The organism is Mesorhizobium sp. M0060, from assembly GCF_040323155.1.
GTDB lineage: Bacteria > Pseudomonadota > Alphaproteobacteria > Rhizobiales > Rhizobiaceae > Mesorhizobium.
This window is the reverse complement of sequence record NZ_JAMYUP010000015.1, coordinates 37,742-54,267: the sequence shown is the minus strand read 5'-3', so window position 1 is coordinate 54,267 and position 16,526 is coordinate 37,742. Positions and strand designations below refer to the sequence as shown.

18 protein-coding genes are annotated in these 16,526 nt (G+C 62.7%); 7 read left to right on the top strand and 11 right to left on the bottom strand.

Annotation, left to right across the window (positions count from 1 at the left end; translation table 11 throughout):
- Positions 1-153 precede the first annotated feature (153 nt).
- Positions 154-1,653 (top strand): Asp-tRNA(Asn)/Glu-tRNA(Gln) amidotransferase subunit GatB, encoded by a 1,500-nt coding sequence (gene gatB / locus NKJ94_RS16660; protein WP_352526512.1) that lies wholly within the window; start codon positions 154-156, stop codon positions 1,651-1,653.
- A gap of 1 nt (position 1,654) precedes the next feature.
- Complete coding sequence (locus NKJ94_RS16655; RefSeq protein ID WP_352526510.1) at positions 1,655-2,143, top strand: GNAT family N-acetyltransferase; 489 nt, start codon at positions 1,655-1,657, stop codon at positions 2,141-2,143.
- A gap of 16 nt (positions 2,144-2,159) precedes the next feature.
- On the opposite strand, the gene NKJ94_RS16650 is transcribed toward NKJ94_RS16655, so the two are convergent.
- The 5 genes from NKJ94_RS16650 to NKJ94_RS16630 all read right to left on the bottom strand — a co-directional run bounded on the left by NKJ94_RS16650 (position 2,160) and on the right by NKJ94_RS16630 (position 7,174).
- Complete coding sequence (locus tag NKJ94_RS16650; protein WP_352526508.1) at positions 2,160-2,591, bottom strand: hypothetical protein; 432 nt, start codon at positions 2,589-2,591, stop codon at positions 2,160-2,162.
- A 58-nt stretch (positions 2,592-2,649) separates the two neighbouring features.
- Positions 2,650-3,861: a hypothetical protein gene (locus tag NKJ94_RS16645; RefSeq protein WP_352526506.1), complete on the bottom strand. Its 1,212-nt coding sequence runs from the start codon at positions 3,859-3,861 to the stop codon at positions 2,650-2,652.
- A 148-nt stretch (positions 3,862-4,009) separates the two neighbouring features.
- Complete coding sequence (locus NKJ94_RS16640) at positions 4,010-4,309, bottom strand: hypothetical protein (protein ID WP_352526504.1); 300 nt, start codon at positions 4,307-4,309, stop codon at positions 4,010-4,012.
- A 94-nt stretch (positions 4,310-4,403) separates the two neighbouring features.
- A complete protein-coding gene (locus tag NKJ94_RS16635; RefSeq protein ID WP_352526502.1) occupies positions 4,404-5,804 on the bottom strand; it encodes an ArnT family glycosyltransferase in 1,401 nt (466 codons plus the stop codon).
- Between the two features lie 209 nt (positions 5,805-6,013).
- The gene (locus NKJ94_RS16630; protein WP_352526500.1) at positions 6,014-7,174 is read right to left on the bottom strand and encodes a helix-turn-helix transcriptional regulator; all 1,161 of its coding nucleotides are present in this window, start codon (positions 7,172-7,174) and stop codon (positions 6,014-6,016) included.
- Positions 7,175-7,432: 258 nt separating this feature from the next.
- Here NKJ94_RS16630 and NKJ94_RS16625 point away from each other — a divergent pair, with 258 nt between their 5' ends.
- The 3 genes from NKJ94_RS16625 (at position 7,433) to NKJ94_RS16615 (ending at position 8,894) form a co-directional block, all read left to right on the top strand.
- Positions 7,433-7,831 (top strand): NADH:ubiquinone oxidoreductase subunit NDUFA12, encoded by a 399-nt coding sequence (locus NKJ94_RS16625; RefSeq protein WP_352526498.1) that lies wholly within the window; start codon positions 7,433-7,435, stop codon positions 7,829-7,831.
- 125 nt (positions 7,832-7,956) lie between these two features.
- Positions 7,957-8,433 (top strand): DUF2155 domain-containing protein, encoded by a 477-nt coding sequence (locus tag NKJ94_RS16620; RefSeq protein WP_352526496.1) that lies wholly within the window; start codon positions 7,957-7,959, stop codon positions 8,431-8,433.
- Positions 8,434-8,525: 92 nt separating this feature from the next.
- Positions 8,526-8,894 (top strand): hypothetical protein, encoded by a 369-nt coding sequence (locus tag NKJ94_RS16615; RefSeq protein WP_352526495.1) that lies wholly within the window; start codon positions 8,526-8,528, stop codon positions 8,892-8,894.
- Positions 8,895-8,906: 12 nt separating this feature from the next.
- Here the strand turns inward: NKJ94_RS16615 and aat are convergent, their stop codons facing one another.
- From aat to NKJ94_RS16585, 6 genes are all read right to left on the bottom strand, one after another.
- Complete coding sequence (aat, locus tag NKJ94_RS16610; protein WP_352526493.1) at positions 8,907-9,524, bottom strand: leucyl/phenylalanyl-tRNA--protein transferase; 618 nt, start codon at positions 9,522-9,524, stop codon at positions 8,907-8,909.
- A 15-nt stretch (positions 9,525-9,539) separates the two neighbouring features.
- A complete protein-coding gene (gene accC, locus NKJ94_RS16605; protein ID WP_352526492.1) occupies positions 9,540-10,883 on the bottom strand; it encodes an acetyl-CoA carboxylase biotin carboxylase subunit in 1,344 nt (447 codons plus the stop codon).
- Positions 10,884-10,902: 19 nt separating this feature from the next.
- A complete protein-coding gene (accB, locus tag NKJ94_RS16600; protein WP_352526490.1) occupies positions 10,903-11,361 on the bottom strand; it encodes an acetyl-CoA carboxylase biotin carboxyl carrier protein in 459 nt (152 codons plus the stop codon).
- A gap of 26 nt (positions 11,362-11,387) precedes the next feature.
- Positions 11,388-11,822, bottom strand: a complete 435-nt coding sequence (gene aroQ / locus NKJ94_RS16595; RefSeq protein WP_352526489.1) for a type II 3-dehydroquinate dehydratase — start codon at positions 11,820-11,822, stop codon at positions 11,388-11,390.
- A gap of 163 nt (positions 11,823-11,985) precedes the next feature.
- A complete protein-coding gene (locus tag NKJ94_RS16590; protein WP_352526487.1) occupies positions 11,986-12,789 on the bottom strand; it encodes a DsbA family protein in 804 nt (267 codons plus the stop codon).
- A 70-nt stretch (positions 12,790-12,859) separates the two neighbouring features.
- A complete protein-coding gene (locus NKJ94_RS16585) occupies positions 12,860-14,254 on the bottom strand; it encodes a M48 family metalloprotease (protein WP_352526485.1) in 1,395 nt (464 codons plus the stop codon).
- 145 nt (positions 14,255-14,399) lie between these two features.
- Here NKJ94_RS16585 and NKJ94_RS16580 point away from each other — a divergent pair, with 145 nt between their 5' ends.
- Both NKJ94_RS16580 and NKJ94_RS16575 read left to right on the top strand, forming a co-directional pair.
- Entirely contained in the window at positions 14,400-15,548 is a 1,149-nt protein-coding gene (locus tag NKJ94_RS16580) for a pyridoxal phosphate-dependent aminotransferase (protein ID WP_352526484.1), read from the top strand.
- 11 nt (positions 15,549-15,559) lie between these two features.
- Positions 15,560-16,507 (top strand): glutaminase, encoded by a 948-nt coding sequence (locus NKJ94_RS16575; RefSeq protein ID WP_352526482.1) that lies wholly within the window; start codon positions 15,560-15,562, stop codon positions 16,505-16,507.
- The last annotated feature ends 19 nt before the right edge of the window (positions 16,508-16,526 follow it).

Here is a 16,526-nt window from a genome sequence, read left to right as displayed (position 1 = left end):
GTGGACATCCACTCTCCATTGGGATGAGCGGCGAAAGCGGCGGAACAGGCCAGCCTGCGGCTTTGCGCTTGTCTCTTTTGGCGGTTTGCACTAGCGAAGTTGCACATCAAATATGCGTTCTCGCATATCCGCAATTCCAATATGCAGGCCCCTATGAGCATCATCGATACCCGCACGCCCGACGCCAAGCGCCTGGTTCCCGGCGCCACCGGCGACTGGGAGATCATCATCGGCCTCGAGGTCCACGCGCAGGTGACCTCGCAGGCAAAGCTGTTTTCCGGCGCCTCGACCACTTTCGGCGCCGCTCCCAATGCCAATGTCAGCCTGGTCGACGCGGCAATGCCCGGCATGCTGCCGGTCATCAACGAGGAATGCGTCAAGCAGGCGATCCGCACCGGGCTTGGCCTGAAGGCTGAGATCAACCACAAATCCGTCTTCGACAGGAAAAACTATTTCTATCCCGATCTGCCGCAGGGCTACCAGATCTCGCAGTTCAAGCAGCCGATCGTCGGCGAGGGCAAGGTGATCGTCTCGGTCGGCCCGGATCGGCAGGGCGAGTTCGAGGACATCGAGGTCGGCATCGAGCGCCTGCATTTGGAGCAGGATGCCGGCAAGTCGATGCACGACCAGCATGCGACGATGTCCTATGTCGATCTCAACCGCTCCGGCGTGGCGCTGATGGAGATCGTCTCCAAGCCGGATATGCGCTCCGCCGATGAAGCCAAGGCCTACGTCACCAAGCTGCGCACCATCGTGCGCTATCTCGGCACGTGCGACGGCAATATGGACGAAGGCTCGCTGCGCGCCGACGTCAACGTCTCGGTGCGCCGGCCCGGCGGCGAATTCGGCACGCGCTGCGAGATCAAGAACGTCAACTCGATCCGTTTCATCGGCCAGGCGATCGACTATGAGGCGCGCCGCCAGATTGCCATCCTCGAGGACGGCGGCAGGATCGAGCAGGAAACGCGGCTGTTCGACCCCAACAAGGGTGAGACGCGCTCGATGCGCTCCAAGGAAGAAGCGCACGACTATCGCTATTTCCCGGATCCCGACCTTCTGCCGCTGGAATTCGACCAGGCCTATGTCGACGAGTTGGCAAAGGACCTGCCGGAACTGCCGGACGCCAAGAAGACGCGGCTGATCGCTTCGCTCGGCCTGTCGACCTACGACGCCTCGATCCTGGTGTCGGAAAAAGCGATTGCCGATTATTTCGAGAAGGTGGCGGCCGGGCGCGACGGCAAGCTCGCCGCCAATTGGGTCATCAACGATCTGCTGGGTGCCTTGAACAAGGCCGGCCAGGATATTGAAAACGCTCCTGTTTCGCCCGACCAGATTGGTACGGTCATCGACCTGATCAAGGAAGGCACCATCTCCGGCAAGATCGCCAAAGATCTGTTCGAGATCGTCTGGAACGAGGGCGGCGATCCGCGTCAGCTGGTCGAAAGCCGTGGCATGAAGCAGGTCACCGACACCGGCGCCATCGAAAAGGCGGTCGACGAGGTGATCGCGGCCAACCCGGACAAGGTCGAGCAGGCGCGCGCCAAGCCGACCATGGCCGGCTGGTTCGTTGGCCAGGTGATGAAGGCGACCGGCGGCAAGGCCAATCCGCAAGCGGTCAACGAGCTGGTCAAGGCCAAGCTCGGGATCGAGTAGGATGTTCATCCGCACCGCCGGCGAGCGCGATCTGGCGGCGGTGCGCGCATTGCTGATCGAGACGTGGCATGCCACCTATGACGCCATCTACGGCGCGGCGCGGGTTACCGAAATCACCGATGAATGGCATTCGATCGCCGCGCTCAAAGCGCGGCTGACGCGGCCGAACTCGGAGTTCCTGGTCGCCGACGACGGCAAAAGCATTGGCGGCATGGCTTTCGCCGCCGCCACCACGGATGCCAGGATCGTCATGCTGAACCAGCTTTACGTGCATCCTGCCTGGCAGAGGCAAGGCATCGGCCAGGCGCTGCTGGACGAGATCGAGGCCAGCTTTCCGGAGGCCCGAACGCTGCGCGTCGAGGTCGAGGAAGCAAATGCTCCGGCCATCGCCTTCTACCGCTCGAGGGGGTTCTTGCCCGCCGGTAACACGGCCGATTGCGGTGGCGCCTCAGGGTTGCCGGCGCTGGTTTTGGAGAAGCCACTCGGATAGCTCGTTCGCCTGACGCTCAGTTGCGTTTCTCAGGCAGGTTGGAGCAGCCGGCAGCGAGAAACTCGCACGGCAGGCTGCCGCCGCCGCCCGACGTGTGCGGGGGCGTAGCGGCTTCGATTTTTTCGACCTCGTAATATTTCGAGGTGACGCCCCATTTTTTAACGCCCTGGCACGTCGAGCGCACGCCAACCTCCGTCGCCTTCGCCGCCGTCTTGTAATAGGTGGTGATCCGGCAGGATTGGCTGACCGGCAAAGCGTTCGCCGGGCTCGTGACCGGCGGCAAGAAGTTCGGTAAAGCAAGCAGTGAGATTGCCGCAATGATCCGCGCGGCGGGCATGGTGTGGGGAAGGTGCAGCATCGTTTGTCTCCATCGATGGCGCCACTCGCTCTTGGCGAAGCGGCGCGTTTGTTCCCGCAAGATCAGGCCATGAAGCCGGGCCTGCCGCATCTGCCGCGCGGGGGCCGGCAGCAGTCTGAACCGCCGCCGTCATCCGCGAGCGGCCGCGTCAGGGCGTTTTCGGCTTGATGAGCGTCTTTATCGGAACGGCGACTTTTGGGGGCCGGACCGTACTGGCTCCACCGTCGACGGCCAGCCCGCCGCTGTTGAGATAGCGTACCGTATAGTGCAGCTCGTAGCCCGGAACTCTGATCCATGTAGGCTTGTGATTGAACTGGTCCGGAGGCCTCGAATACCACTTCGGGATCTGCATGATCTTGGAACCGGCACCGAATCCCGCAGTCTTGGCCGCTACCGCGAAGGCGCTGTCTCTGGGATCGTTCGGCGGCTGGTCGACATTGCCGATGACGACCAGCGAATCGTATTTTCGCGCGTCGAGCCTGAGTGCGGGAAGGTTCAGCGCAGCCACGTCGCCTTCGCGCATCGTCAGCGCCTTCTGAAGGCCGTCCTGATTGGCGTAGACGTTGAGGTTTATGGCCTCGGATTCCGCATAGACCACATTGTTGTGGAAGTCGCGGGCTGCCAGGCGCGTGAGGCTGTCGAAGGTCACTTCAACCGTCGGTTTGGCTATGGCGTCCGTCACCACCAGGTTGCGCCGCGGCACGGTCCAGAAGATGAGATCATCGCCGGTTGCTTGCGTGCCGACATCGGAGCCGTCTATGGCCGAGCATTTCGAATTCGGAACCGGGGTCGTCACCGGCAGGGGTGCCGAAAACGAGCTGCGTACCTGGGCGTCGATGTAATTGCCGACATTGAAAACGTCTTCGAGGATGTTGCCGCCTTCGAAGCTCGCCGGGCCGGGTTGCGAGCGGATGGTGACCTGGCTTGAATCGGTCTGCCAACGGCTGCAGAAAACGTTGACGTCTATGGGAATGCCGATGTGACGGTCCGACGTCACCGGGATCGAGACCTTGATGGTCAAGATATAAGGAACTTTGACAAACCAGCTGTTCGGCTGGTTCAGCATCTGCGTCGCAAAGCGCGACGGCCGCCATTGCTTCAGCGATTCGATCGATGCGCGCGACGATCGTCCCTGGGCGCTTAACTGTGCGTTGGTGGCGTCTACCTTGGCTTGCGCCAGGTTGCGGACGGTGTTGGTGATCAGGAACACGCCGAGATCGGCTTTGCAGGGCTTGTTCGATTGTGCGGGATTGCATGAGGCAAGTGTCGCACTGGGAACCGGCGGCCCCGAAGGCGGCGGCTGGGCGGCCGCGGTGGCCGCCATCAGGCAGAAGAACAGCATCGTGCAGGTTTTCAACATGGTACCCTCGCTCCGTGGTTGGAAACCACCCTCCGGCTGGACAACACCATTTCTTCGATGGCGATTCATCGCCCGCACGGGGGATGGACCGTGAAACACCGGGCGGACCAGCGACGTCGAGCCGCCGCCGGTTCTTCGGAGTGGATGTCTACTGCTTCACGGCGCCCTTGGTCGTCGCCTTCGGCGCGACGACCTTGGGCTTGGGGGTTTTCGGGCCGGGATCGCTTACCAACGCGGCCGTGCAGGAGCATTTGCCCGAACCGCAATTCAGGTCGCCCTTGCACATTTTCGAATGCCGCATGTCGGTGCAGTCGGCGGTCCCGGAGCAGGAGCAACTGCCTTGCCCGATCGTTCCGGACTGACATTTGAAACTCCACGCCGGATCGGCGGCAAGGCCGATCACGGCGAGCGATAGGACAAAAAGCATTGTCGAGATGAGCTTGCGCATGAATACCTCCCGGTTCTATCGAGCGATGGAACCACGGAGCAGCAACGCCTTCATCTCCCGCGCGGGGGACGAACTCGCATACCGGGGACGATCGTCAATGCTGTCCCTTCAGCACGACGAGATAACCGCGTTCGACGCGAAGCCGGAACGCGATTTGCCCTGCAGTCCCGGGATCCTTGGGAACCTTGTCGATGACATAGCCGCTGGGATGCGAGCTAAGCCATTCTTCCGGTTTGTCGGTGCTTTCGAATGGCCTTTGCAACCGGGCCAGAAAGCCGAGTTCGCCTTGATAGTCGAAAGCCACGGCCCAGTCCGCATCCTTTCGCTCGTCGATGAAGTTGGCGAGCGGCGTCAGGTCATAGCGTTTGAACGCAGTTGCCGATGCCACCGCGTGGCCGATGCCGAAAATGACAAGCATGACGACGGCCGAGCTTTTCAGCCTGGCGAGCGGGATCTCCGCCATGAAATATCCGAACAGGATGGTCACGAACGGCAACATCGGCACGACATAGTGGGGCTGCTTGCCGGATATCGCGCTGAACACCAGCAACACGGCAAAGAACGAGAACGACAGCAGGCGCAAGGCGCGCAGATCCGGCGACTTCGCGTCGATCAGGCTGCGTATCCGCGTGCGCAGCTTCAACCGCCACACCTCGGGTATGAAGATCCACGGTATGAACATGACCGGCAGCAGCAGCAGGTAGAAATAGAACGGCCGGCCGTGCGAATTGCGCAAATTGCCGGTGACGCGCCCCGCCGACTGGTTCCAGACGAGATCGTAGACGAAATCGCCTTTCGTCAGGATGGTCGCCGGCACCAGCCAGATCGCCACCGGAATTAACGCGGCGAGCACTGCCAGGCCCACTCCAGCGAGGAAGTTCGGCGTCGCCAGTCCCGCCCGCCGGTCGCGCCAGAACGGATAGAACAGGATGGGTGCGCCGATATGGATGAACACCACCGGCCCTTTCGTCAGCACGCCCATGCCGACGAACAGCCCGGCCAATACGGCGTGCCAGCGGTTGCCGCTCCGGGCAAAGGCAATCAACGACAACAGCGCGGCGAGCACGAAGACCGTCAGCAACAGGTCGAACAGGATCAGCGTCGAATAGATGACGAACACGCTGCTTCCGGCGACCAGCCAGGGGATGCGCCGTGCGATGTCGTCGCGGCCGGGAAACAGGGTCTTTGCCAAAGTCGTCGTCAGCCAGATGACGAGCGAGGAGGCGGCGAAGATGACCAGCATCGCCGCCGGCCGGCTGGCGCCAAAAATGCTCCAGACAAGGTCGATGAGCCAAAACAGCAGCGGCGGCTTCTGCAGATAGGGCGCGAAGTTCATCGTCGGGACGAAGACCTGTCCGCTCAGATATATTTCCCAGGTGACGCTGAGATATCGCGTTTCGTCGACGGGCAGCAGTGGCCGGAAAGCGACCGCGATTACGATCAGCCCAAGCAGGAAGAGGTAGGGGAGCAGCCGCTCGGTAGATGTCGGTGTCAAAGATCGAGATCCGCGCCAGAAACCATTTTCTTTCCAGCCGAGCACAGTGCCGCGTTTCTGGACCGCGAACGACCGCACCATGATTTTGGCCGAATTGCAACGATGCCGGTTTCGTTTCGCAGATTTTGCGGACGATACTCTTAAAGGCTTGGAAAACTTACCGGCTGAGCCTTTTGGACCGCCGCCGGTCCCGGGGAAACCGGCGCAAATCAACTGGAGCGCAACGGCGGCGACAATTCGCGCATCAAGAGTTCGAGCTCGCGCTGATCGCCGGTACCGGTCTTGTCGAAGATCGTCGCCAGCTGCGACTTGACGGTGCCGTCCGAGACGCCGCCGGCCGCGGCGATCTCCTTTCGCGTCAGGCCGGCGGCAACGTGACCGGCGACGCGCCTTTCTGCCGCGGTCAGTCCGAACAGCGCAGCAATGGCGTCCAGCGCCGGGATTGGTGCTGAACCGGCCGCGGCGATGAAGATCGCTGCGGCGGCGCGCTGCGAGATGCGCGCCGAGATTTCACGCCGTGCCAGCGGCATCACATGGGCCACCGCCGGAACGGCCGTCCTGGCCAGGGGAATGTTGATACCGCAAGGTCCGAGCGCGAATTCGTCGCGCGTGCCGAGCTGGACGGCGCGGCCGATCGCGGCGTTGGCGTTGGCATAGGTGAAGGAAAGCTGTCCGCGCACGCAAGCGACCGAGATGTTTTCGGCGAGCAGCGCTTCGGCTGCCGGGTTGGCGAAGATGATGGTCATGTCTTCGGCGACGATCAGCACCGGATAGTCGAGGCTTTCGATGATGGAACGGAAGATTTCGGCCTTGCGCCGCTCGGCTTCGAACAGGTCGCCGATGGTCACCGCGCGCCGCACATGCGGCGCCAGCAGGCAGACAAGCTCGATATCCTCGCAGGAAATCTGGCGCCTGTCCTTGTCGGTAACCACCATCAGCGTGCCGATCCGGGTCGGCCGCTTCATCAACGCCACCCAGAAGAAATCGTCCAGCCGGTTGGGTTTCACCCATTCGCGCACGATGCGGCTTTCGAGCCATCTCTGTCGCGTATCCGGACCTTGCAGGGCGTAGATCGAATCGACGGTGAACGGCACGTCGATCTCCATCTTGGGAACCGCCGCATAGAATGGCACTTGCGAGCCGTAGTCATGCTTCAACGGCTCAAGAACTGCAGGATCGCCGCAGGATACCGAAAACCGCGCGGAGCTGCTGATCGTATCGATGACGGCGAGCATGGCAAGCTGGCCTTCCGCTAGGCTGCAGATGGCCTCGAGTGTCGCCTGCCAGCGGTCGACATCGGCAATCGAATCGTAGATCGCCTCAACGACCTGCGGCAATGCGCGACCGGCCGTGCCCGCCAGCGATGACATGAGCCCCTCTCATTTGCCGCCCTTGAGGCGACGAAGCATCAACTCCTAGAATAACGCTGCGTAAGGTTGCCAACAACCCATTTCATCTGCTTCGGGCGGTCGCGAAGATCCCAAAAACGCATCGCTTCCCCGCCAGCCATTTGCTCGTCAGTTGCGGCAAGACCCTTGCCTTCGTAATGCCATGACGCCATAAGCAGGAACAGGCGCCGCCGCAGCCGCCGCGAGGACTTGCTACAAGGACTTGCCACGAGGATTTGGATGAAAACTTTCCTTCTGCAGTTTTTCACCTGGTGGAACAGCCAGACGCTGGGAACGCGCTTCCATACCTGGCGGCACGGCAAGATGGTCGGGCAGGACGAAGTCGGCAACGTCTACTATGAGGGCGGCGTCGACTCAGAAGGCCGCACCCGCCGCTGGGTCATCTACCGCAACTATTCGGAGGCCTCGGCGATCCCGCCCGGCTGGCATGGCTGGATCCATCACCGGGTCGACGTCGCGCCGCCAAGCGAAGACTACAAGCCGCGCGACTGGCAAAAGCAGCATTTGCCGAACCTCACCGGCAGCCCCGCAGCCTATCGCCCGAAGGGCTCGGTGCTGACCAATCAGCATCGCCCGCAGGTGACGGGCGATTACGACGCCTGGACGCCCGGTTCGTGATCGATCGCCGAGATACGGCACGGTCCTTTGTCGCCACAATTGCTGTTTAGCTGTTTGCTGATCCGACAGCAGCAACTAGCCTTGGCGTTAAGAGAATCACCCGGGCGCAAACCACCGGACTTTGCATGAACATGTTCAGCCGAATCTTGACAGGCGGACTAACCGCGGTCGTCGTCGCTTCGACGGCTACGCTTGCTGCTGCGCAGGAGTTGGCGCCGCCGGACGCGCCGGTGGCGCCTGCAGCACCCGCAGTATCCGACCGCGTCACCAATCCCGTCGCTGAATTCGCCGGCATCGACAAGATCACCGGCCGTATCATCACCTTCGACGTCTATATCGACGAGACGGTGCAGTTCGGTGCTTTGCAGGTGACGCCGCGCATCTGCTACTCGCGGCCGGAAAACGAAGAGCCGAAGACGGATTCGTTCGTCGAGGTCGACGAGATCACGCTCGACCGGAAAATCCGCCGTATCTTCACCGGCTGGATGTTTGCCGAAAGCCCCGGGATCAATGCCGTCGAGCACGCCGTCTATGATATCTGGCTGAAGGGCTGCAAGCAGAAGTCCGACGTGCCGGCACCCGCTGCCCCCAAAACCAACTAGAGTCCTGTCAGCGCGGCGGCGGATACACCGCGCCTTGCGGAACCGCCTTGTTGTCCGTGCGTTGGGGCCTGTCTACGGAGGAGGTTGCCGTGATGATGGCCAACAAGAACGAGCTTCTCGACATCGAAAAGGGATTCTGGACCGGCGACACGGCCTATTTCAAGGCCAATGCCGACACCGAGTGCCTGGTGGCCTTCCCACAAATGGCGCAAGCGATGAGCAATAGCGATCTTGCCGAAACCGCGGCGGACCCGAACCGCTGGCGCGATCTCGACATCGACCTCAAGGGCATCATCGAGCCGGGCAGCGACATCGTCATGCTGACCTACGAGGCGCGGGCGACGCGGCAAAATGGCGAACCTTATGCGGCGCTGGTCAGCACCGGCTATGTCCACCGCGTCAATGGCTGGAAGATGATGTTCCACGCACAGACGCCGCTGGAGATCGCAGCGAAAAGCTGACCGGCCGCTGGATCACGGAAAAAACACAGCCTCACCCTTCAGTGCCTCGGCGAGCATCTTCTCGTACTTGCCGCGCGGCACGTCGATTGCGCCGAAACGTTTGAGATGCTCGGTGGTGAACTGCGTATCGAGCAGCGCAAAGCCGCGCGCCTTCAATCGTTCGACGAGGTGAACCAGGCAAGCCTTCGAGGCGTCGGTCTCCCTGGCGAACATGCTCTCGCCGAAAAACACGCGGCCGAGCGATACGCCGTAGAGGCCGCCGACCAGCCGGTCGTCGTGCCAGGCCTCGACGGAATGGCAATGGCCCATCCGATGCAGCTCGACATAGGCTTCGCGGATCGGCGCGTTGATCCAGGTCGACCGCCGTTCCTCGCGTCTTTCGGCGCAGGCGTCGATCGTCGCCTCGAAATCGAAATCGATGCGGAACTCGAACGGGTTCTTGCGGATCGTCTTCCTCAGGCTCTTCGGTATGTGGAACCCGTCGAGCGGGATGATACCGCGCGTCTCCGGCCGCACCCAGAACACTTCGGGGTCACTGGCGTTTTCGGCCATCGGGAAGACGCCGGAGGCATAGGCTTTGAGCAAAAGGTCGGTCGGGATGCGATAGCCGGGTGCGTAGGGACGGGTCATCGCGTCGCCCCTGTGTCACTCGCCTTCGGCCAGGTATTTTTCCAGCCAATGGATGTCGTAGTCGCCGTTGGCGATGTCGGCGTTGCCGACGAGGTCGCGAAACAGCGGCAGCGTCGTCTTGATACCGTCGACGACGAATTCGTCGAGTGCGCGCCGCAGCCGCATCATGCATTCGACGCGGTTGCGGCCGTGCACGATCAGCTTGCCGATCAGGCTGTCGTAGTAGGGCGGGATCTTGTAGCCGGAATAGACGCCGGAATCGACACGGATGCCGAGCCCGCCCGGCGTGTGGAAATGTGTGATGGTGCCGGGCGAGGGGGTGAAGGTGCGCGGATCCTCGGCATTGATGCGGCATTCGATGGCATGGCCGTGGAAGCGGATATCTTCCTGGCGCACCGAAAGCCCGCCGCCCGAGGCGACGCGGATCTGCTCGTGCACGAGGTCGATGCCGGTAATCGCTTCGGTCACCGGATGCTCGACCTGCAGGCGCGTATTCATTTCGATGAAATAGAACTCGCCGTTCTCATAGAGGAATTCGATGGTGCCGGCCCCGGAATAGCCGAGATCGGCGATCGCCCTTGCGCAGACGCCGCCAATATGGGCGCGCTCCTCGGCATTGAGCGCCGGCGAGGGCGCCTCTTCCCAGACCTTCTGGTGGCGGCGCTGCAGCGAGCAGTCGCGCTCGCCGAAATGCACGCCGCGCCCGGCGCCGTCGCCGAACACCTGCACTTCGATATGACGCGGCTTCTGCAGATACTTCTCGATATAGACGGCATCGTCGCCGAAGGCCGCACCCGCCTCCGAGCGTGCCGTCTGCAGCGCGACCTCGAGGTCGGCCTCGCTATGCGCCACTTTCATGCCGCGCCCGCCGCCGCCGGCCGACGCCTTGATGATCACGGGATAGCCGATCTCGGCGGCAATGCGCTTGGCTTCCTTTTCCTCCGTGACCGCGCCGTCGGAACCGGGCACCACGGGGATGCCGAGGCGCTTTGCCGTGCGCTTGGCCTCGATCTTGTCGCCCATGATGCGGATATGGTCGCCGGTCGGGCCGATGAAGGTGATGTTGTGCGCGGCCAGGATATCGGCGAACTTGGCGTTCTCCGACAGAAAACCGTAGCCGGGATGCACCGCGTCGGCGCCGGTAATCTCGCAGGCGGCGACGATCTGGTGGATGTTGAGATAACTGTCGCGCGACGGCGGCGGACCGATGCAGACGCTCTCGTCGGCGAGACGCACATGCATGGCGTCGGCGTCGGCGGTCGAGTGCACCACCACCGTCTGGATGCCGAGCTCCTTGCAGGCGCGCAGCACCCTGAGGGCAATTTCGCCGCGATTGGCGATGAGGATTTTCTGGAACATCTTTCGCCTGTTCCCGGCTCTACTCGATCACGACGAGCGGCATGCCATATTCGACCGGCTGCGCATCTTCGAACAGGATCGCCGTCACCGTGCCGGCGCGCGGCGAGGGGATCTGGTTCATCGTCTTCATCGCCTCGATGATCAGCAGCGTCTGGCCTTCCTTGACCTTCTGGCCGATTTCGATGAACGCCTTGGCGTCGGGCGACGGTGACAGGTAGGCGGTGCCGACCATCGGCGAGGCGACGGCGTTCTTCGACATTTCGGCCGCTGCCGGTGCGGCGGCTGCCGCAGGCTGCGCGGCTGCCGGCGCATAGGCCGGCGGCGCTGCGGCGACCGCATGGACCGCCGGCGCCTGCCGCGACACGCGCACCTTGAGGTCACCCAGCTCGACCTCGATCTCGGTCAGGTTGGTGTCGTTCAGTATGCCCGCCAGATCGCGGATCAACTGCTGGTCAACACCGTTCTTCTTTATCGACATTTTCGAGCCTTCTGTTTGTTGGCCGGTCATAGGCGTGCAGCCAGCGCCTGCAGCGCCAGCGTGTAGCCGAGCGGCCCGAACCCGCAGATCATGCCGACAGCGACCGGCGCGACCATGGAGACGTGGCGGAATGGTTCCCGCGCGTGGATGTTGGAGAGATGCACCTCAGCGACCGGCAGCGGCGCGACGGCGCGGATGGCATCGTGAATGGCAATCGAGGTGTGGCCGTAGGCGCCCGGATTGATGACGATTGCGACGGCCTTGTCGGCGGCCTCCTGGATCCAGTCGACGAGGTCGCCCTCATGGTTCGACTGGCGGAAATCGATCTCCAGCCCAAGTGCGGCACCCGCCTGCTTGCAGTCGTCGGCGATCGCGGCAAGCGTCTTACCGCCATAGATGCCCGGCTCGCGCTTGCCGAGCGCGTTGAGATTGGGGCCGTTCAGGACGAAAACCGTTTTCAAAAAATGCCGACCTTTCCCGGCGCGGCTAAGCCGGCGCGCCGGACCCTCTATAATGGGCATAGACGCTGGCGAAAAGAGCGCAAGTGCGTTCTTTCGCCGTCCACAACAGCCGGAAAACGGCCCGCGCCAGAAACCCCCAGCCTAATCGAAACTCGGAAGCTAATCAGAGCGCGGCCTTTACCGCCTCGATCTTTTCGGCCAGCACTTCCTGTCCAAGCGCGCCGAACACAACCTCGTTGCCGACGACGTAGGACGGCGTTCCGGTGATGGCGAGCTTGGTGGCGAGATCATAGGTCTTGGAGAAGGCCTCCGTGATGCTCGGGTCCTTCATCTTTTCGCGCAGCGCCGCCTCGTCGACGCCGAGCGACAGCGCCACCTTGATCGCCGCTGCCTCGGTGGCGCGCCCCTGGCCGCCGAGCAGCGCGTTGTGGAATTCGCCGTATTTCTCCGGCTTCATCAAATGGAAGGCCATCGAGACGACGCTCGCCTTCTGCGAATCCGGGCCGAGGATCGGGAACTCCTTGAGCACGAAACGCAGGTCCGGATCGGCTTTGGTCAGCGCCTGCATATCCTCGATGGCGCGTTTGCAGTAGCCGCAATTGTAATCGTAGAACTCGACGATGGTGACCTTGCCGTTCGGGTTGCCGACAACACCGTCGAAGGCGGAGTTGAAGATCTGGTCCTTGGCGTCTTTGATGACGCCGAGACTGGCGAGCCGCTGCTCTTCCTTCTGCTTGGCCTCGAGCGCCTGCTGGGCCTCGAGAAGCACTTCCGGGTTCTTCAGGAGATAGTCGCGGACGATGCCTTCGACTTCGGTGCGGTCGAGCTTGGTTTCCGAGGATGCCGTCTGGGCAAGCTGCGCCGTACCGGCCTTCGCCGTCTGCGGATTTCCGGCGACGAAGCCGAACGCCAGCATGGCGAGAGCGGCTGCCACTCCGGTAGTGCCCAGCAGGATTGCCTTGTTCATGATCCTCGATCCTCTTGCCTGTGTTCGGGTCCGCTCGGTTCGGCTGTGTCGCAGCGTGCGTCCGAAAGGTTCACTTCTTCTTACCTGATGGTGCGTAGTTTATAATGTCCTGCGCGCGAAGCCAGCCCGGCTCGCCCCGCTTCATGCTCTGCTGCGCCCGCATGGCGAAGATCTTCGCGTTCTTGTAGTCGCCGGAATAGAAATGCCCTTCGGCGGTCGCGAGCTCGGCGGCCGGGATATTGCCGAGTTCGCCATAGGCCTGTGCCAGATAGCGGTATCCGGCGGCGTTTTCGCGGTCGCGCCCGAGGCCGGTGTTGATCTGCGCCACTGCCTTCTTCAGCGAATCCGGCGTGCCGATGGCCATCAGCGCCTGGCCGTAGGAGACCGGCAGCAGCCCGGATCGCGCCGGATCGAGGCTGACCGCCTTGGCATAAGCTTCCGCGGCATCCTTCGGCCTGTTCGCCTTCATCAGGATGTCGCCGCGCAATTCCTGGAAATAGGGATTTTTCGGCTGTTCCTTGATCAGCGCGTTGGTCTTGGTGAGCGCCGAGGCCAGATTGCCGAAAAGATAAGTCATCTGCGCGTCGCCATAGCGCGCGGCGAGGCTGCCGGGGTTCTTGCGCATCAATCGCGACGCCGCTGCCTGGCCTTGCATATAGGCGGCGATCTTGATGCGCATCATGTCGTGGCGCTGCTGCAGTGCCGGCGGGTCGACCTTGTCGACGTAAGGGCTCTGCTTCACCAGCACTTCGAGATTGGCGATACGCTCCTGCGGCATCGGATGGCTGATCCTGTAGGGATCGACATGGGCGCCCGAGAGCGACAATGCGTTCTGGAAACGGTTGAACGTCTTCAGCATGCCCATGCCGGACTGGCCGGTAGCATTGAGATAAGCGATTGCCGAACGGTCGGCGGTCATCTCTTCGGTGCGCTGATAGGCGAGGATGCTGCGTTGCGCCATCTCGCCGCCGCCGGCCATCACGCCCATGCCGGCCCCGGCGAGGCCGCGGCTGTTGCTGGTGGCGCCGGCCACCATGGCGCCGGCGCCAAGCAGCGTCGCCAGGATCGCCATCGTCTTGGCGCGCTCGAGCTGTTCGCGCAATTTTTGCTGGTGCCCGCCGGCGATATGGCCGGCCTCGTGGGCGATGACGCCGATGATCTCGTTGGGCGTTTCGGCCGTCATCAGCGCGCCGGTGTTGATGAACAGACGACGGCCGGCAACGAAGGCGTTGAAGCTCTGATCGTTGACCAGCACGATGTTGATGGCATCGTTTGACAAGCCTGCTGCCTTGAAGATCGGCCGCGCGTAATCGCGCACCAGCGCCTCGATCTCGGCATCGCGCACCACCGGCACATTCTGCGCAAACGCATTGACCGAGCCGGCTATAGCGACCACCGCGGCAAGCGAAAGCGTCGCGAAAGAGCGCGCTGTCCTGGCGATCGTCGATTTGGGTCGGCTCAACATGGCAGGTCCACTGGTAGACGAGCGGGCGAAGGATGAAAAGTCGGCACCTTAAACTTACCGAACTTGTGATCCCCACATCAATCGGGCATTTGTGCGGCGCGGCGAGCATGGCCGGCACGTGCGGACAAGTGTGGTGGATTGAAAAATGGTTGTTTCGCTTTCGCGCCGCGGCGCGGTCGAGCCGTTCCACGCCATGGACATCCTGGCCGAGGCGAATCGGCTGAAGGCCAAGGGCGTGCCGGTCGTTTCCATGGCTGTCGGCCAGCCCTCCGACCCGGCGCCGGCCGGGGTTCGCGAAGCGGCGGCCAATGCCTTGAAAGCAGGCCGCATCGGCTACACCGACGCGCTGGGCCTCGCCGGCTTGCGCAAGGCGATCGCGGCGCATTATGGCGAGCATTATGGGCTTGATGTTTCGCCCGAGCGGATAGCCGTCACCACCGGATCGTCCGCCGCCTTCAACCTTGCTTTCCTGGCAATGTTCGATCCAGGCGACCGCGTCGCCATCGCCGCGCCCGGCTATCCGGCCTATCGCAACATTTTGGCTGCGCTCGGCATCGACATCGCCGAGATCGAACTCGACGGCGCCGCCTATCTCCATGCCGAGCACCTGAAAGACGCGCACCGCGAAAAACCGCTGAAGGGCGTGCTGTTCGCCAGTCCGGCCAACCCGACCGGCGCGGTCATCCCGGCCGGCGATCTCGAGGCGCTGGTCAAGATGGCGCAAGAGCTCGGCATCGCTGTGATCTCAGACGAAATCTACCATCGGCTGGCCTATGCAGCGCCCGACACGACGGCGCTTTCTTTCGGCGCGGATGTGACGGTGATCAACTCCTTCTCGAAATATTATTGCATGACCGGCTGGCGTATCGGCTGGATGGTGCTGCCGCAGGAACTCGTACGGCCGGTCGAACGCATCGCCCAGAGCCTCTATATCTCGCCGCCCGAACTGTCACAGATTGCCGCGATCGAAGCGTTCAAGGCGACGCAAGAGCTGGAAGCGGTGAAGGCGCGTTACGCCTGGAACCGCGAGTTGCTGATGAAACGCCTGCCGGAACTCGGCTTTGCGCTGGCCGCGCCCATGGACGGCGCCTTCTATGCCTTCTGCGATGTCACCCGGCACACCAATGACAGCATGGCGTTTGCGCGCCGGATGCTGGCCGAGGCGCATGTGGCGGCGACACCCGGCCGCGATTTCGATCCGTTGCAGGGCCATCGCACGATGCGCTTTTCCTACGCCGGCAGCCACGACGACATGGTCGAGGCGATGGCGCGTATCGAACGCTGGCTGAAGTAGCGGGGGCGACGATGCCGGAGCTTGAACAGGCGCCCCAACTTGAACAGGCGTTGCGCGAGGTGGCCGCCGAAATGGCGGAGCGTACTGATCGCGGCGACGTTGCCAGTTATATTCCCCAGCTGGGCAAGATCGACCCGAAAAAATTCGGTATTGCCGCGGTGACCAATGACGGCCGCGTGCTGACCGCGGGCGACGCCGACGAGGCGTTTTCGATCCAGAGCATTTCGAAGGTGTTCACGCTGACGCTGGCGCTCGGCAATGTCGGCGACGCACTGTGGCAGCGGGTCGGACGCGAGCCTTCGGGCAACCCGTTCAACTCGATCGTCCAGCTCGAGCATGAGAACGGCATTCCGCGCAATCCGTTCATCAATGCCGGCGCCATCGTCGTCTCCGACATCCTGCTCGCCGGCCACCAGCCGCGCGAGGCGATCGGCGAGATCCTGCGCTTCATCCAGTTCCTGGCCGATGACGATACGATCATTATCGATCGCGAGGTCGCGGCTTCCGAACGCGCCACCGGTTTTCGCAATTTCGCGCTTGCCAACTACATGAAATCATTCGGCAATCTTTACCACGCGCCGGAGCTGGCGCTGGGTGTTTATTTCCACCATTGCGCGATCGCCATGAGCTGCCGGCAACTGGCTCTGGCCGGGCGCTTTCTCGCCAATGGCGGCAACAATCCGGCGACCGGGCATTCCGTCGTCTCAGCCGAGCGCGCCCGCCGCATCAGCGCGATGATGCTGACCTGCGGCCACTATGACGGCTCCGGCGACTTCGCTTTCCGCGTCGGTATTCCCGGCAAGAGCGGTGTTGGCGGCGGCATATTGGGGATCGTGCCGGGCGTCGCCTCGCTTGCCGTGTGGTCGCCTGGCCTCAACGCCAACGGCAATTCCAGGCTGGGTTCGATCGCGCTGGAAAAACTGGCGAAAACGATGAACTGGTCGATCTTCGCGCCATAGTGTTGTCGCCCGGAATCGG

Coding starts and splice junctions, on each gene's coding strand:
- gatB (WP_352526512.1), top strand. CDS start 154: ATGAGCATCATCGATACCCGCACGCCCGACGCCAAGCGCCTGGTTCCC.
- NKJ94_RS16655 (WP_352526510.1), top strand. CDS start 1,655: ATGTTCATCCGCACCGCCGGCGAGCGCGATCTGGCGGCGGTGCGCGCA.
- NKJ94_RS16650 (WP_352526508.1), bottom strand. CDS start 2,591: ATGCGGCAGGCCCGGCTTCATGGCCTGATCTTGCGGGAACAAACGCGC.
- NKJ94_RS16645 (WP_352526506.1), bottom strand. CDS start 3,861: ATGTTGAAAACCTGCACGATGCTGTTCTTCTGCCTGATGGCGGCCACC.
- NKJ94_RS16640 (WP_352526504.1), bottom strand. CDS start 4,309: ATGCGCAAGCTCATCTCGACAATGCTTTTTGTCCTATCGCTCGCCGTG.
- NKJ94_RS16630 (WP_352526500.1), bottom strand. CDS start 7,174: ATGTCATCGCTGGCGGGCACGGCCGGTCGCGCATTGCCGCAGGTCGTT.
- NKJ94_RS16625 (WP_352526498.1), top strand. CDS start 7,433: ATGAAAACTTTCCTTCTGCAGTTTTTCACCTGGTGGAACAGCCAGACG.
- NKJ94_RS16620 (WP_352526496.1), top strand. CDS start 7,957: ATGAACATGTTCAGCCGAATCTTGACAGGCGGACTAACCGCGGTCGTC.
- NKJ94_RS16615 (WP_352526495.1), top strand. CDS start 8,526: ATGATGGCCAACAAGAACGAGCTTCTCGACATCGAAAAGGGATTCTGG.
- aat (WP_352526493.1), bottom strand. CDS start 9,524: ATGACCCGTCCCTACGCACCCGGCTATCGCATCCCGACCGACCTTTTG.
- accC (WP_352526492.1), bottom strand. CDS start 10,883: ATGTTCCAGAAAATCCTCATCGCCAATCGCGGCGAAATTGCCCTCAGG.
- accB (WP_352526490.1), bottom strand. CDS start 11,361: ATGTCGATAAAGAAGAACGGTGTTGACCAGCAGTTGATCCGCGATCTG.
- NKJ94_RS16590 (WP_352526487.1), bottom strand. CDS start 12,789: ATGAACAAGGCAATCCTGCTGGGCACTACCGGAGTGGCAGCCGCTCTC.
- NKJ94_RS16585 (WP_352526485.1), bottom strand. CDS start 14,254: ATGTTGAGCCGACCCAAATCGACGATCGCCAGGACAGCGCGCTCTTTC.
- NKJ94_RS16580 (WP_352526484.1), top strand. CDS start 14,400: ATGGTTGTTTCGCTTTCGCGCCGCGGCGCGGTCGAGCCGTTCCACGCC.
- NKJ94_RS16575 (WP_352526482.1), top strand. CDS start 15,560: ATGCCGGAGCTTGAACAGGCGCCCCAACTTGAACAGGCGTTGCGCGAG.